General features: G+C 64.7%; 9 protein-coding genes. 7 read left to right on the forward strand and 2 right to left on the reverse strand.

Annotated features, from left to right (window positions below):
* Nucleotides 1-472: 472 nt before the first annotated feature.
* From lexA to uvrA, 6 genes are all read left to right on the forward strand, one after another.
* Entirely contained in the window at nt 473-1,090 is a 618-nt protein-coding gene (gene lexA, locus BFP99_RS21920) for a transcriptional repressor LexA (RefSeq protein WP_027608659.1), read from the forward strand.
* Nucleotides 1,090-1,704 (forward strand): translesion DNA synthesis-associated protein ImuA, encoded by a 615-nt coding sequence (gene imuA / locus BFP99_RS21925; RefSeq protein ID WP_027608658.1) that lies wholly within the window; start codon nt 1,090-1,092, stop codon nt 1,702-1,704. The genes lexA and imuA overlap by 1 nt, the downstream gene beginning before the upstream one ends.
* A gap of 7 nt (nt 1,705-1,711) precedes the next feature.
* Nucleotides 1,712-3,127, forward strand: a complete 1,416-nt coding sequence (locus tag BFP99_RS21930) for a Y-family DNA polymerase (protein ID WP_065948181.1) — start codon at nt 1,712-1,714, stop codon at nt 3,125-3,127.
* Nucleotides 3,128-3,266: 139 nt separating this feature from the next.
* On the forward strand, nt 3,267-6,338 hold the full coding sequence (locus tag BFP99_RS21935) for an error-prone DNA polymerase (RefSeq protein WP_065948182.1): 3,072 nt from the start codon (nt 3,267-3,269) through the stop codon (nt 6,336-6,338).
* Nucleotides 6,339-6,447: 109 nt separating this feature from the next.
* Nucleotides 6,448-8,160, forward strand: a complete 1,713-nt coding sequence (locus BFP99_RS21940; protein ID WP_065948183.1) for an ATP-binding protein — start codon at nt 6,448-6,450, stop codon at nt 8,158-8,160.
* Nucleotides 8,157-10,676, forward strand: coding sequence for an excinuclease ABC subunit UvrA (uvrA, locus tag BFP99_RS21945; RefSeq protein ID WP_065948184.1), 2,520 nt, complete (start codon nt 8,157-8,159; stop codon nt 10,674-10,676). The genes BFP99_RS21940 and uvrA overlap by 4 nt, the downstream gene beginning before the upstream one ends.
* A 50-nt stretch (nt 10,677-10,726) precedes the next feature.
* Here uvrA and tkt read toward each other — a convergent pair whose 3' ends face one another.
* On the reverse strand, nt 10,727-12,790 hold the full coding sequence (tkt, locus tag BFP99_RS21950; protein ID WP_065948185.1) for a transketolase: 2,064 nt from the start codon (nt 12,788-12,790) through the stop codon (nt 10,727-10,729).
* Nucleotides 12,791-12,965: 175 nt separating this feature from the next.
* On the opposite strand from tkt, the gene BFP99_RS21955 reads away from it, so the two are divergent.
* Nucleotides 12,966-13,190, forward strand: a complete 225-nt coding sequence (locus tag BFP99_RS21955; RefSeq protein WP_027608652.1) for a DUF465 domain-containing protein — start codon at nt 12,966-12,968, stop codon at nt 13,188-13,190.
* 258 nt (nt 13,191-13,448) lie between these two features.
* Here BFP99_RS21955 and BFP99_RS21960 read toward each other — a convergent pair whose 3' ends face one another.
* The gene (locus tag BFP99_RS21960; protein ID WP_065948186.1) at nt 13,449-14,825 is read right to left on the reverse strand and encodes a 2-oxoadipate dioxygenase/decarboxylase HglS; all 1,377 of its coding nucleotides are present in this window, start codon (nt 14,823-14,825) and stop codon (nt 13,449-13,451) included.
* Nucleotides 14,826-14,944 lie beyond the last annotated feature (119 nt).

Here is a 14,944-nt window from a genome sequence, read left to right on the forward strand (position 1 = left end):
TCCTGGGCCAGGGATGGCCCATGACGGCGGCCCACGGATTCAAGCCTGCGTTCGGGCATACCGAGCCTAGGCGAGGTACCGAGTGGTGGGGCGAAGGCCTTTTGCTTACTTTTGGGCCTTTCCAAAAGTGAGCCGCCGTAAGGGCGGAACCAATATCAGCCGTGACCGCAGCAACGGATATGTACTCGGTCAAACCCAACGACATGGTCGGCCCGAAGGCCGCCACGGAAGCAAGCTCCCTCGCCACAGACCACTGAAAATTGTGTAGATACCCATGCCCCCGATGAGGGCGTGTCAGTTGATGGATTTGGTACTGACCCACTGCAATCGGGGGCAAGTCGAATCGTCGCACCGTCCCTCCCACATTTGATCTGCATACATCAGGTATGCCGTTACCTGAATAACGGATATGTACTCAGTCAACTCAACCCCGACTACCGGCTCTTGTAAGAAATTTCCCAGAAGAGTACAAATGTACTCCATGACGACCCTGACCCCCCGCCGCACCGCCATCCTGACCTTTATCCGCGACCGTATCGCGCAGCAAGGCCAACCCCCCAGCCTTGCCGAGATCGCCGAGGCGTTCGGCTTTGCCTCCCGCAGCGTCGCGCGCAAGCACGTCGTGGCCCTGGCCGAAGCCGGCTTCATCGAGGTCAACCCCAACCAGGCGCGCGGCATTCGTTTGCTCAACCAGCCCCCGCGCCCGGAGTGGCTGGATGTCCCTGTACTCGGCCGAGTGGCAGCCGGCCGGCCCATCGGCGCGGATGCCGACGTGCACAGCCGCCTGCAACTCGACCCCGCCACTTTTGCGAAAACCCCGGATTACCTGTTGCGGGTGCAAGGCGATTCGATGATCGAGGACGGCATCCTCGACGGCGACCTGGTGGGTGTGCGCCGCAGTGCCGAAGCGGTGAACGGGCAGATTGTGGTGGCGCGCCTGGACGGTGAAGTCACCATCAAGCGTTTCGAGCGCAGTGGCGAGCGTGTGCGTCTGCTGCCGCGTAACCCCGCATACGAACCTATCGTGGTCGGCCCCGACCAGGACCTGGCCATCGAAGGGGTGTTCTGCGGCCTGGTGAGGCAAGGCTGATGGGCGCCGTGGTTGCACTGGATACGCTGTTCAATGGCGGCCGCGTCTGGAAAGGCCGGCCTGTCGCGCCTCCGGCCAGCGTGCAGCCTACGGGGCTGGCGGCGCTGGATGCGGTGCTGCCCACGGGCGGCTGGCCGGAGTCGGCCTTGAGCGAAATCCTGATGGCCAGGGACGGTATCGGCGAACTGCAACTGGTGCTGCCGACCCTGGCGCGATTATCGGCGGCGGGGGAGCGCATTGTGCTGGTGGCGCCGCCCTATACCCCGTACCCCCACGCATGGCAGAACGCCGGGGTGGATTTGCGCCAGCTGTCGGTGGTCCAGGCCGAGGCGCGGGATGTGCTGTGGGCGGTGGAACAATGCCTGCGCTCCGGCAGTTGCGGCGCGGTGCTGTGCTGGCCGCACAAGGCGGATGACCGCGCCTTGCGTCGCTTGCAGGTGGCCGCGGAAACCGGGCAGACCCTGGCGTTTGCCTGGCGCGCCTTGAGTGAAGCGATCAACCCTTCGCCCGCCGCCCTGCGCCTGGCCGTCGAGGCCAAACCTGCCCGGGTGCGGGTGCTCAAGTGCCGGGGTGGCTTGGCTCATCCGGCGCCGATTGCACTGGCGGGGCACTGAGGTTGCCATGCGCTGGGTGTGTATTGTCTTCCCGCAATTGGCGCTGGACGGGGTGCAGCGCCTGCACCCCGAGCCCGACCAACCCCTGGCGCTGCTGGCCGGCACACCGCAGCGGCGCGTGCTGCAAACCGTCAATGACGCCGCCCGCGCACTGGGCCTGCGCCCGGGGCAATCGCTGACGGCCGCCCATGCCCTGGCCAAGACCTTTGCCAGTGCCGAATACGACCCCGTGGAGATCGAGCGCTGGCAGCAGTTTCTCGCCGCCTGGGCCTACCGCTTCAGCTCCCAGGTCAGTGTGTATTACCCGCGTGCCTTGCTGTTCGAGATCGAATCGAGCCTGGGCCTGTTCGGGCCCTGGCCTCGGTTCGAGGCACGCCTGCGCCAGGAGTTGACCGAGCTGGGCTTTCGTCACCGTATCGTCGCCGCGCCCAACCCGGCGGCGGCGCGGGTGCTGGCCAATCTCTACGATGGCCTGGCCGTGGCCGATGAGGAGGGGTTGCTCCAGGCCCTGGCGCCATTGCCCATCGACCGCGCCGGCCTCGACCCGCAGGCGGCCACCGCGTTGTCGCGCATGGGCCTGCGTACCCTGGCCCAGGTGCAGGCGTTGCCCCGGCACACCCTGGCGCGGCGCTTTGATGCCGGCCTGCTCAAGCACCTCGATGCCTTGACCGGGCAACGGCCGTTGGCCCTGGCGTTCTATCAGCCGCCGGACCAGTTCGATGTGCGCATCGAGTTGAATTTCGATGTGCAATCCCACCAGGCCTTGTTATTCCCCCTGCGCCGTTTGACCGGCGACCTCTCGGCGTTCCTCTGCGGCCGTGACAGTGGCGTGCAGCGTTTCGACCTGCACCTGGAACATGCCGATGCACCGGACAGTGTGATCAAGGTCGGCCTGCTGAGCGCCGAGCGTGAGCCGGCGATGCTGTTCGAACTGGCCCGTGGGCGCCTGGAGCACGTGCAAGTCACCTCGCCGGTGCGTGGTTTTCGCCTGGTGGCCCAGGACCTGCCGGTGTTCGTGCCGGAACGCCAGGACCTGTTCGACGATCGCCCGCAACAGACCCTGCCGTGGGAACAACTGCGCGAACGCCTGCGTGCACGCCTGGGGGATGAGGCGGTGCAAGGCCTGCGCTTCCATGCCGACCATCGCCCCGAATGCGCCTGGCAAATGGCGGCGGATAAAAGCCCGTGCGCCACCTTGAACAAGGTGCGGCGTCCCGGCTGGTTGCTTGACGAACCGACCTTGCTGGCCGAGCAGGGCGTGCAGATCCTCATGGGCCCGGAACGCATCGAATCAGGCTGGTGGGACGGTGCCGATATTCGCCGCGACTACTACCTGATCCAGACCCGAGCCGGCCAGCAAGGCTGGGCCTATCGCTGCGTGGGGCAAAGCGATGGGCTGTGGCTGCAGGGCTGGTTCGCATGAGCCCCCATAGGCTGCAACCGGCCCTCTGTAGGAGCGAGCTTGCTCGCGAAAAACCTAAGGGCACCGCGATGACCCAGGGCTCCCGCGTCATCGTTAACGCGCTTCGCGAGCAAGCTCGCTCCTACAGGCGGCGGTGGCCATGAGTTATGCCGAGCTGCACTGCCTGTCGAACTTCAGCTTCCAACGCGGCGCCTCCAGCGCCCTGGAGTTGTTCGAGCGGGCCAAGCGCCAGGGCTACAGCGCCCTGGCGATCACCGATGAATGCACCTTATCGGGCATCGTGCGGGCCTGGCAGGCGGCGAAGGCGGTGGGCTTGCCGCTGATTATCGGCAGCGAAGTGCGCATCGAAAACGGCCCGAAACTGGTGCTGCTGGTGCAGGACCTCAGCGGCTACCAGCACCTGTGCCGCTTGATCACCGTGGCCCGACGCCGGGCTGAAAAAGGTCGCTACCGCCTGCTGCTGGAAGACTTCGAGCAGCCGTTGCCCGGCCTGCTGGCGCTGTGGGTCGCCGAAGACAGCGACACCCAGGTCTCCATCCACTGGCTGCGCCGTACCTTCGCCGAACGCCTGTGGCTGGCGGTGCACCTGCACTGCGGCCAGGACGATGCGCGGCATCTGGAGCAACGCCTGCACCTGGCCGCCAGCCTGCAGATTCCGGCGGTGGCCTGCGGCGATGTGCATATGCATGCCCGTGGCCGCCGCGCCCTGCAAGACACCATGACCGCGATCCGCCATCACGTGCCGGTGGCCGACGCCGGCACGCGCCTGCACCCCAACGGCGAGCGGCATCTGCGCAGCCTCGACGCCCTGGCCACGCTGTACCCGCAGGCGCTGCTCGACGAAACCCTGGCCATCGCCCAGCGCTGCCGCTTCGATCTTGGCCAGTTGCGCTATCACTACCCGCGCGAGCTGGTGCCCGAGGGCCACGATGCCGAATCCTGGTTGCGCGCCGTCACCGACGAAGGCATCGCCCGGCGCTGGCCGCACGGGGTCGACGCCAAGACCTTGCAGCAGATCCATCACGAGCTGACATTGATCAGCAAACTGGGTTACGAAAGCTACTTCCTCACGGTGCATGACATCGTGCGCTTCGCCCGCAGCCGGTCGATCCTGTGCCAGGGCCGGGGCTCGGCAGCCAACTCGGCGGTGTGTTTTGCCCTGGGCATCACCGAGATCGACCCGAGCCTGACGAGTACGCTGTTTGAGCGCTTCCTGTCAGAGGAACGCAACGAGCCGCCGGACATCGACGTCGACTTCGAGCACGAACGTCGCGAAGAAGTGCTGCAGTACGTGTTCCAGCGCTATGGCCGTACCCGCGCGGCGCTGACGGCGGTGGTCAGCAGTTACCACGCCGCCGGTGCGGTGCGCGATGTGGCCAAGGCCCTGGGCTTGCCGCCGGACCAGATCAACGCGCTGGCCGAATGCTGCGGGCGCTGGAGTGACGATGCGCCGCCCCTGGAACGCCTGCGCGAAAGCGGCTTCGACCCGGACAGCCCGATCCTGCGCCGTGTGCTGACGCTCACCCAGCAACTGATCGGTTTTCCCCGGCACCTGTCCCAGCACCCCGGGGGCTTCGTGATTTCCGAATACCCACTGGATACCCTGGTGCCGGTGGAAAACGCCGCCATGGCCGAGCGCACCATCATCCAGTGGGACAAGGATGACCTCGATGCGGTCGGCCTGCTCAAGGTGGATATTCTCGCCCTGGGCATGCTCAGCGCGATCCGCCGCTGTTTCGATCTGCTGCGCCGCCATCGTGGCCGTGACCTGTCGCTAGCGACGATCCCCCAGGAAGACCAGGCCACCTACGCGATGATCAGCAAGGCCGACACCATCGGCGTGTTCCAGATCGAGTCGCGGGCGCAGATGTCGATGTTGCCCAGATTGCGGCCGCAAAAATTCTACGACCTGGTCATCGAGGTCGCTATCGTGCGCCCCGGGCCGATCCAGGGCGGCATGGTGCATCCCTACCTGCGCCGACGTAACGAAGAGGAGCCCACCACCTATCCGTCGCCGGAGCTTGAGGCGGTGCTCAAGCGCACCCTGGGCATCCCGCTGTTCCAGGAACAGGTGATGCAGATCGCCATGGTCGCCGCCGACTACAGCCCCGGCGAGGCCGACCAGTTGCGCCGTTCCATGGCCGCCTGGAAACGCCATGGTGGCCTGGAACCGCATCAAGCACGCCTGCGCACCGGCATGTTGAAAAATGGCTACACCGAGGCTTTTGCCGCGCAGATCTTCGAACAGATCAAGGGCTTCGGCAGCTATGGTTTCCCCGAGTCCCACGCCGCCAGTTTCGCCTTGCTGACCTACGCCAGTTGCTGGCTCAAATGCCATGAGCCGGCGGCCTTCGCCTGTGCGTTGATCAACAGCTGGCCCATGGGGTTCTACAGCCCGGACCAGATCCTGCAGGATGCGCGGCGCCATCGCTTGCAGATCCGCCCGGTGGATGTGCAGGCCAGCGACTGGGATTGCAGCCTGGAACCCATCGATGGCCAGCAACCGGCGATTCGCATGGGGTTGCGCATGATCTCGGGGTTTCGCGAAGAGGATGGGCGGCGCATCGAAGCCGCACGTCAGCGCCGGGCGTTCAGGGATATTGCCGATCTGGACGCCCGCGCCGGGCTGGATGCGCGCACCCAGGCGTTGCTGGCGGATGCCGGGGCCTTGCGTGCCCTGGCCGGCAACCGGCATACGGCGCGCTGGGCCGTGGCAGGGGTGCATAAGCAGCTTGGCTTGTTCGCCGGCCTGTCCAGCCCCGATGAGGCGCGGGTGGAACTGCCGAAACCGACGGTGGGCGAGGATCTGCACGCCGACTACGCCATGCTTGGCACCACCCTTGGCCCGCACCCATTGGCGCTGCTGCGCGCCGAGCTGCGTAAACGGCGTTGCCGCAGCTCGAATGAACTGCAGGCGGTGGAGCACGGGCGCACTGTCAGCGTCGCCGGGCTGGTCACCGGTCGCCAGCGCCCCGGCACGGCCAGTGGCGTGACCTTTGTCACCCTCGAAGATGAATTCGGCAACCTCAACGTGGTGGTCTGGCGCGACCTGGCCGAACGTCAGCGCCAGGCCCTGGTGGGGTCGCGATTGCTCAAGGTGGACGGGCGTTGGGAGGCGGTGGGCGAGGTGCGACACCTGATCGCCGGGCGCCTGACCGACCTGACGCCACTGCTGGACGGCATCACGGTGCGCAGCCGGGATTTTCACTGAGGCGGGTAGCGCCGGCGGTGATTACCCCCTAATTTATACAAAATGAAACCATCGCCCCTTGATACGTTCCAAATTTTGCGACCGTCCTTTCTCTGCGCAGAGCCGAACGATGCAATTCTTATCCGACCCCCACGGCTGTGAAGGTTGGGCCGGCGAAATGGCCCAGCGCATTCGCGCATTTGACTGGTCAACCACCGACCTGGGACCCCTTGACCGCTGGTCCACCAGCCTCGCCTGTACCGTGCAGATGATGCTGGCATCCCCCGTGCCCATGGTGATGCTCTGGGGGCCGGCGGGGTATATGATCTACAACGACAGCTATTCGGTGTTTGCCGGTGGCCGCCATCCTTATTTGCTCGGCACGCCGGTGGAGCTGGGCTGGCCGGAAGTCGCCGACTTCAACCGCCATGTGGTGGACACCTGCCTGGCCGGCGGCACCTTGTCGTTCAACAACAAAGACCTGGTACTGCTGCGCAACGGCCAGCCGGAAACGGTGTGGCTGGATCTTTATTACAGCCCCGTCGCCGGGGATAACCAGCAACCGGCCGGTGTGCTGGCGATTGTGGTGGAGACCACCGCCCACGTGCATTCCGAACGCGTGCGCCAGGAATTGACCCATAACCTGGAGCAGCGCGTGGCCGCCGAAGTCCAGGCGCGTTCCGCCGCCGAAGACCAACTGCGCCAGTCGCAAAAGCTCGAAGCCATTGGTGGCCTGACCGGTGGCGTGGCCCACGACTTCAATAACCTGTTGCAAGTGATCGCCGGCAACCTGCACCTGCTGGCCCGCCATGAACCGGAGAATGCCCAGGTGCAGCGGCGGGTCACGGCGGCCATTGCAGCGGTGGAGCGGGGCGCCAAACTGTCCTCGCAACTGCTGGCCTTTGCCCGGCGCCAACCGTTGTCACCGGCCGTGTACAACCCGCAGCGCATCTACGCCGGGCTGGGCGAACTGCTGCAACGTGCGTTGGGTGAAACCATTCATATCGACGTGCAGTTGCCCCAGGATTCCTGGTGCATCAACGTCGATCGCAACCAGTTGGAAAATGCGCTGCTCAACCTGGCGATCAACGCCCGCGACGCCATGAAAGGCGAAGGCGTGATTCGCATCACCGGCGAAAACATCATCCTCAACCCCAAGGATTGCCGCGGCAAAAGCATCAAGCCAGGCGAGTATGTGCGCCTGGCCGTCACCGACATTGGCGTGGGCATGCCGGCAGCGATCCTGTCGCGGGTGTTCGAGCCGTTTTTCACCACCAAACGCGATGGCCACGGCACCGGCCTTGGCTTGAGCATGGTGTTTGGTTTTGTCCGCCAGAGCGGTGGGCATGTGGACGTGTGGAGCGAGGAGGGCAAGGGCACCGTGGTGCAAATGTACTTTCCGCGCAGCCTGGGCGAAGAAGTCCAGGAGACTCACCCAGAACCCGTGCCCCACGACATGGGCCAGGAGACTATTCTGGTGGTGGAGGACAACGAGGATGTGCGGGTGACCGTGGTGGACCTGCTCGAACAGGCAGGCTACACGGTGTTGACCGCTGAAGACGGCGACCGCGCGATGCAAGCCTTGCAGGACGGCGTGCGGCCCGACCTGATCTTCACCGATGTGGTGATGCCCGGCCGTATCAAAAGCACTGACCTGGCCGAGTGGGCCCGCGTCCAATCGCCGCCGGTGGCGGTGCTGTTCACCTCGGGGCACACCCGCGACATCCTCTCCAGCAATCACCTGCTCAGCGCTGACATTCATTTGCTGAGCAAACCCTACAGCCCCGAGGCCCTGACGCAACGGCTGCGCAGCGTGCTCACCGCCAGACAAGGTTGTTCATGACGTCACAGCGCAACATGCCTCCGATCACTGCCCAGCACCTTGGATTCGTAAAGGTGCGCGGCGCCCGCGAACACAACCTGAAGAACGTCGACGTGGACATTCCCCGGGATGCCCTGGTGGTGTTTACCGGCGTCTCCGGCTCGGGCAAATCGTCCCTGGCATTTTCCACAGTGTATGCCGAGGCCCAGCGCCGCTATTTCGAATCGGTGGCGCCCTATGCACGGCGCCTGATCGATCAGGTCGGCGTGCCGGATGTCGACAGCATCGAAGGTCTGCCGCCCGCCGTGGCGTTGCAGCAGCAGCGCGGCACGCCGAGTGCGCGTTCCTCAGTGGGCAGTGTGACCACCCTCTCGAGCCTGATCCGCATGCTGTATTCGCGTGCCGGCAGCTACCCGCCGGGACAGGCGATGCTGTATGCCGAGGACTTTTCGCCGAACCTGCCCCAGGGCGCGTGCCCGCAATGCCATGGCCTGGGCCGTGTGTATGAAGTGACCGAGGCGCTGATGGTGCCCGATCCGTCCCTGACCATCCGCCAGCGCGCGGTGGCGTCCTGGCCCCTGGCGTGGCAGGGCCAGAACCTGCGCGACATTCTCGTGACCCTGGGCTATGACGTGGATGTTCCCTGGCGCGACCTGCCGAAAAAACAGCGCGACTGGATCCTGTTCACCGAAGAAACCCCCACCGTACCGGTGTATGCCGGTTTCACCCCGGCGCAAACCCGCGATGCACTGAAACGCAAGCTGGAGCCAAGCTACCAGGGCACGTTCAGCGGCGCGCGGCGCTACATCCTGCACACCTTCACCCACACCCAAAGCGCGCTGATGAAGAAGCGCGTGTCGCAGTTCATGCAGGGCAGCGCCTGCCCGTTGTGCGAGGGCAAGCGGCTGACCCGGGCGGCGCTGTCGGTGAAGTTTGCCGGGGTGGACATTGGCGAGTTGTCGCAACTGTCATTGACGCAATTGGCCGCGTTGTTGCGGCCGGTGGCGGCGGGGCAGGACAAGATGAAGCTGTCGGTGGAAAAACGCCTGGCGGCCCAGCGCATCGCCGAGGATCTGCTGGAGCGGGTCAGTACCTTGATCGAATTGGGGTTGGGCTATCTGTCCCTGGAGCGCAGCACGCCGACCCTGTCGTCCGGGGAGTTGCAGCGCCTGCGCTTGGCCACGCAATTGGGCTCGCAGTTGTTCGGCGTGATCTATGTGCTGGATGAGCCCTCGGCAGGCTTGCATCCGGCAGATGGCGAAGCGTTGTTCACCGCGCTCGAACGCTTGAAAGCGGCGGGCAATTCGTTATTCGTGGTCGAGCATGACCTGGAAACCATGCGCCGCGCCGACTGGTTGATCGATGTGGGCCCGGCCGCCGGCGAGCATGGCGGGCACGTGCTGTACAGCGGGCCACCGGCCGGTCTGGCGGACGTTGAGGCGTCGCAGACCCGGGCCTATCTGTTCGCCGACAAGCGCCCTGGGAACCCGGCGCGCCGTGAACCCAGCAACTGGCTGAGCCTGGAAGGCGTGACGCGCAATAACCTCAAGGACCTGAGCGTGGATGTCCCGTTGGGTTGCTTTACGGCGGTCACCGGTATTTCCGGCTCGGGCAAGTCCAGCCTGGTCAGCCAGGCGCTGCTGGAACTGGTGGGCAGCGGCCTCGGCAGCCGGGTGGAAAACGACGAAGAGCCGAGCCTGGAAGACGACGCCCCGCAAATCAGCGGCGGGCGCATCAGTGCCGGTCTGGAGCACATTCGCCGCCTGGTGCAGGTGGACCAGAAACCCATCGGCCGCACCCCGCGCTCCAACCTGGCGACCTACACCGGTTTGTTCGACAACGTGCGCAAGTTGTTTGCCGCCACGCCAGCGGCGAAGAAGCGCGATTACGACGCCGGGCAGTTCTCCTTCAACGTCGCCAAGGGCCGTTGCCCGAACTGCGAAGGCGAGGGCTTTGTCAGCGTCGAATTGCTGTTCATGCCCAGCGTCTACGCCCCGTGCCCGACCTGCCACGGCGCGCGCTACAACCCTGAAACCCTGGCCGTCAAATGGCAAGGCCTGAGCATCGCCCAGGTGCTGGGGCTGACCGTGGAACAAGCGGTGGAGGTGTTCGCCGAGCAACCTGGGGTACTGCGTTCACTGCAAGTGCTGCGGGATATCGGCCTGGGTTACCTGCGCCTTGGGCAGCCGGCGACGGAACTGTCCGGCGGCGAAGCGCAACGCATCAAACTGGCCACCGAGCTGCAACGCAATGCCCGGGGCGCGACGTTGTATGTGCTGGACGAACCCACCACCGGGCTGCATCCGCGGGATGTCGACCGCCTGCTCAGTCAGCTCAATCAACTGGTGGATGGGGGGCATACGGTGGTCGTGGTGGAACATGAAATGCGTGTGGTGGCCCAGAGTGACTGGGTGATCGACATCGGACCGGGAGCCGGGGACCTGGGCGGCAAGGTGGTTGCCAGTGGGACACCGCAGAAGGTGGCCAAAAACAAAACCAGCCGCACCGCGCCATTCCTGGCCCGAGAGCTGCTCTAACAAGCGATGAGATCCAAATGTGGGAGGGGCTTGTCCCCTCCCACATTTGCTCAGCGTTGCGTCAGTTGGATCTGCGCTTTGGCCTGCTTCACCACATTCTCAACCGTAAACCCGAACTTCTCCTGCAACTTCGCCAGCGGCGCCGATGCGCCGAAGCTGTTCATCACCACCTTGGCGCCGGTCTGGCCGACATAGCGGTCCCAGCCCAAGGGGCCGGCCTGTTCCACCACTACCCGTGCCTTCACTGCCGGCGGTAACACGCTGTCGCGGTAGGCTTGGTCCTGGTCTTCGAACAGTTCCCAGCTGGGCATTGAAACCACCTGCGCGGCAATCCCTTCGCTTTTCAACTGCTCATACGCTGCGACCGCCAGGCTGACTTCACTGCCGCTCGCCAGCAGAATCACCTGAGGATCATCCGCCCTCGCCAACACATAGGCGCCCTTGGCCGCCCCCGATGCCGCTGCGTACTTCGTACGATCCAGCGTCGGCAGGGGCTGGCGGGACAGCACCACGCAACTTGGCCGGTGGGTCTGCGCCAGCGCGACCTTCCACACTTCCAGGGTTTCATTCGCGTCGCCCGGGCGCAGGGTCAGCAACCCCGGCGTGGCGCGCAGTTGGGTCAGGTGTTCGATGGGCTGGTGGGTCGGCCCATCTTCGCCCACGCCAATCGAGTCATGGGTAAACACGAACACCACCGGCAGCTCCATGATCGCGGCCAGGCGGATCGGCGGCTTCATGTAGTCGCTGAACACCAGGAACGTCGAGGTGTACGGCCGCAGGTAGGACAGCGCCATGCCGTTGGCAATCGCGCCCATGGCGTGTTCGCGGATGCCGAAGTGCAGGTTGCGCCCGCTGTAGTCGTCGGCACTGAAACGCCCGGCACCGTCGAAGGTGAGGTTGGTCTTGGTCGAGGGCGACAGGTCCGCCGAGCCGCCGAGCAGCCACGGGATCTGCCGGGCAAAGGCATTCAGTACTTCGCCACCGGCGGCACGGCTGGCCACGCCCTTGCCGTCGGGGTTGAAACCGGGCAGGTCATCCTGCCAACGCTCCGGCATTTCGCCGGCACGCATGCGGCGCAACTCCTCGGCCAGTTCCGGCTCGTGCTGCTGCAGCTGCGACAGGCTGTGCTGCCAGGCGTCATATAACGGCTGGCTGCGCTCCAGCAGGGCGTCACGCAACACCGTGCGGGCCTCATCGGGGACCAGGAAGCTGGAATCCTGCGGCCAGCCATACGCGGCCTTGGTCAGGCGGATTTCCTCATCGCCCAACGGCTCGCCATGGGCGGCGGCGGTGTTGTGTTTGTGTGGCGAACCGTAGCCGATCACGCTGTCGACCACGATCAGGGTCGGCGCGCCGGTGTTGCCCTTGAAGGTGTTCAGCGCCTCGTTCAAGGCCTGCAAGTCATTCGCGTCGGTCACGTGCACGGTGTGCCAGCCATAGGCCTGGAAGCGCTTGATCACGTCCTCGCTGAAGGCCAGCTCGGTGTGGCCTTCGATGCTGATGGTGTTGTTGTCGTAGATCCAGCACAGGTTATCCAGCTTCAGGTGCCCGGCCATGGACGCGGCTTCGCTGCTGATGCCCTCCATCACGTCGCCGTCGCCGCACAGGGTGTAGACGTTGTAGTCGAACAGCACCTGGCCGTCGCGGTTGAAACGCTTGCCCAGCCAACGCGCGGCCATGGCCATGCCGACACTGTTGGCGCAGCCCTGGCCCAGCGGCCCGGTGGTGGTTTCCACGCCGGTGGTCATGCGGTACTCGGGGTGGCCGGGGGTCTTGGAACTCATCTGGCGGAACTGCTTGATATCGTCCAGGCTGATCGCCGGTTGCCCCGAACGTTTGCCGTGGGCATCGATCTCGACCACACCGGCCAGGTGCAGCAGCGAATACAGCAGCATCGACGCATGCCCCACCGACAACACAAAGCGGTCACGGTTGGGCCAGTCGGGATGCTCGGGGTGGTAGCGCAGGCAGCGGCTCCACAGCGTATACCCCACCGGCGCCAGGCCCATGGGCGTGCCGGGGTGGCCGGAGTTGGCCTTCTGCACGGCGTCCATGGCCAGGGTGCGCAGGGTGTTAATGCATTGGGTGTCGACAGCGGTGGCAGCATGAGTCATGAAACCGTTCTCCCTCGGGTGGCGATCTACAGTGGAGGGCTGGGTGTGGCAAAGGTTTGATCCCATTGCCTGCGCCACGACGAACGGGGATGGATTGACCCTGAACATGACAAGACCGGCTGGAATGGGCTAGCTTCAAGGGGGTAAGCCATTGATCAACATGCGGAGGTACGCCATGCCAGTGAAACACGACCTGTATCAGGATTTGGGGTTGAGCAAGGAAGCCGTTCACGAACGCAGGGCGAACGACAAACGCCTCGACTCGCTGTTCACTCAATACGATGCGGCCGATGGGGAGGTGCTGAAGGCGGAATCGGCCAAGGCCAGCGATGAGGAGGTGGAGAAACTGAAGAAGAAACGCCTGTTGGTCAAGGACGAGATTGTGGGGCGATTGGGTTAAATGAAAATCTTGACCCACCGGTAGGAGCGAGCTTGCTCGCGAAGAACGTCAACGATTACGCAGCTCTTCTGATTTAACGCGGCGTTCTCAAGTTTTTCGCGAGCAAGCTCGCTCCTACAAAAAGCACAGCGTATTTATTCAGGATTGTCTTAGGGACATCATTCACGCCACTGTCTATGATCCCGCTCGCCCGCCCGGCCCTGGGGACTGTTGCGGCGCAAGGATTGCGCCGGTGAGCCGGGTGGGCACTCTCCGTTTTTACACCAGCAGTGTCCGGGTGCATTCATCTATGGAGCGCTGCTGCGTCTCGCCATACACCTTCAATTCATCGACAGTCGTGCGCCCCAGGGCCTTCTCGAATTCGGCCTGGTTCGAATTGGCCGCGTAGTGACTCTGCGCCCCATCCCCCAGGTTCGACTGGAAAATCCCCGCCGCACTCACTGGCAGGAAATCCTCATACACCAAGGGTTCGACAGCCACATGGCCGGCGGCGACCAGTGCCTCCAGTGTGCGTGGTTGATCGGCCTGGCCGCGTGCCGCCAGGCCTTTCTCCGTGGCGAAGTAGCGGAAGTAGGCCAGATCCTGCTCACGCATCTGCCCGTGGTTATCCGGGAAGGCCTGGAAGTGCTGCTCCATCAACTGCATGTAGCGCGCGGCATTGCCCTCGTTGGGGAAGGCGCCCAGTTCGTCGCGCGCGGCATTCAGCAGTTGGTCGTACAGCGCGCGGCCCTTGGGCGTCAGCGCCACGCCACGCTGTTCGATTTCGCCGAAACGCGCGCTATGGCTGCCCTGGGCATCGGTGAAGGCGATGGGTTCGTCGAGGGCCTTGAAGCTGGTCTGGCGCAACAGGATCGGGCACTGGCGGCGGGGCGGCCCTTCGATCACGGCCTTGGGGGTGATGCCCTTGCCGGGCATGGCGGCCTGGACCTGGTCGATGTCCAGGGTGCGCGGGGTCAGGTGGTTGATGTGCGGGCCCTTGAAGGCCACCACGTCGGCGATCAGGCGGTGCTGGTCGCTGAGTTGCTGGTACTGCGCGGCGGTCACGGTCGCGGTGTGGTGCCAGCGGAAGGTTTCCAGGGCCTGGCGCACAAATTCATCGGCATCCGCAGCGTTGAGGCCACCGTCCTTCTCCGCTTGTTCGATCAGCGCCAGGGCGCGGGGGGTGAATATCGAGCGCTTGGCCAGGGCGGTTTCGGCGAACCCGCGCAGCTCGGGGTTTTCGATCAGCTCCAGGCGCAGCAATGAGGTAAACACGCGAAACGGGCTGGTCTGCAGCGCGCTTTCGTGCACGGCGCGGAACGCCGTGGAATGCACCGGGACGCCGGCAGGGGTCAGGTCGTAGTAACCCACCGGCTGCATGCCCATCACCGCGAACAGGCGGCCGATGGTCGCCAGTTCCGCCGCGGTGCCGAGGCGGATGGCGCCATGGCGCTCCATGTCCAGGCGCTGGATCTCACCGGTGCGTTGCAGCTGTTGCGCCAGGCCCGGTTCGCTGGCGAGTACGCGGGCGTTGGTGGCGGCGACCAGCTCCATCAGTGCGCCATACAGCGGAACTTCATCTCGGTACATGTCGGACATGGCCTTGGAAAAGCCCTTGCGGATCTCGTCGGGGCTGACATGTGCGGTGCTGTGCATAGAAAAATTCCTGATGACGATGCTGATGGGCGCGGCCGATGCCTGGATTTTGTTGGGCTATGGGCGGGCGTGCAAACGAAGAATCCTCTGGACTTCATTCTGCAAATGAATGAAATGAC

The sequence above is a fragment of the Pseudomonas sp. 1 R 17 genome (assembly GCF_900067035.1).
GTDB lineage: Bacteria > Pseudomonadota > Gammaproteobacteria > Pseudomonadales > Pseudomonadaceae > Aquipseudomonas > Aquipseudomonas marginalis.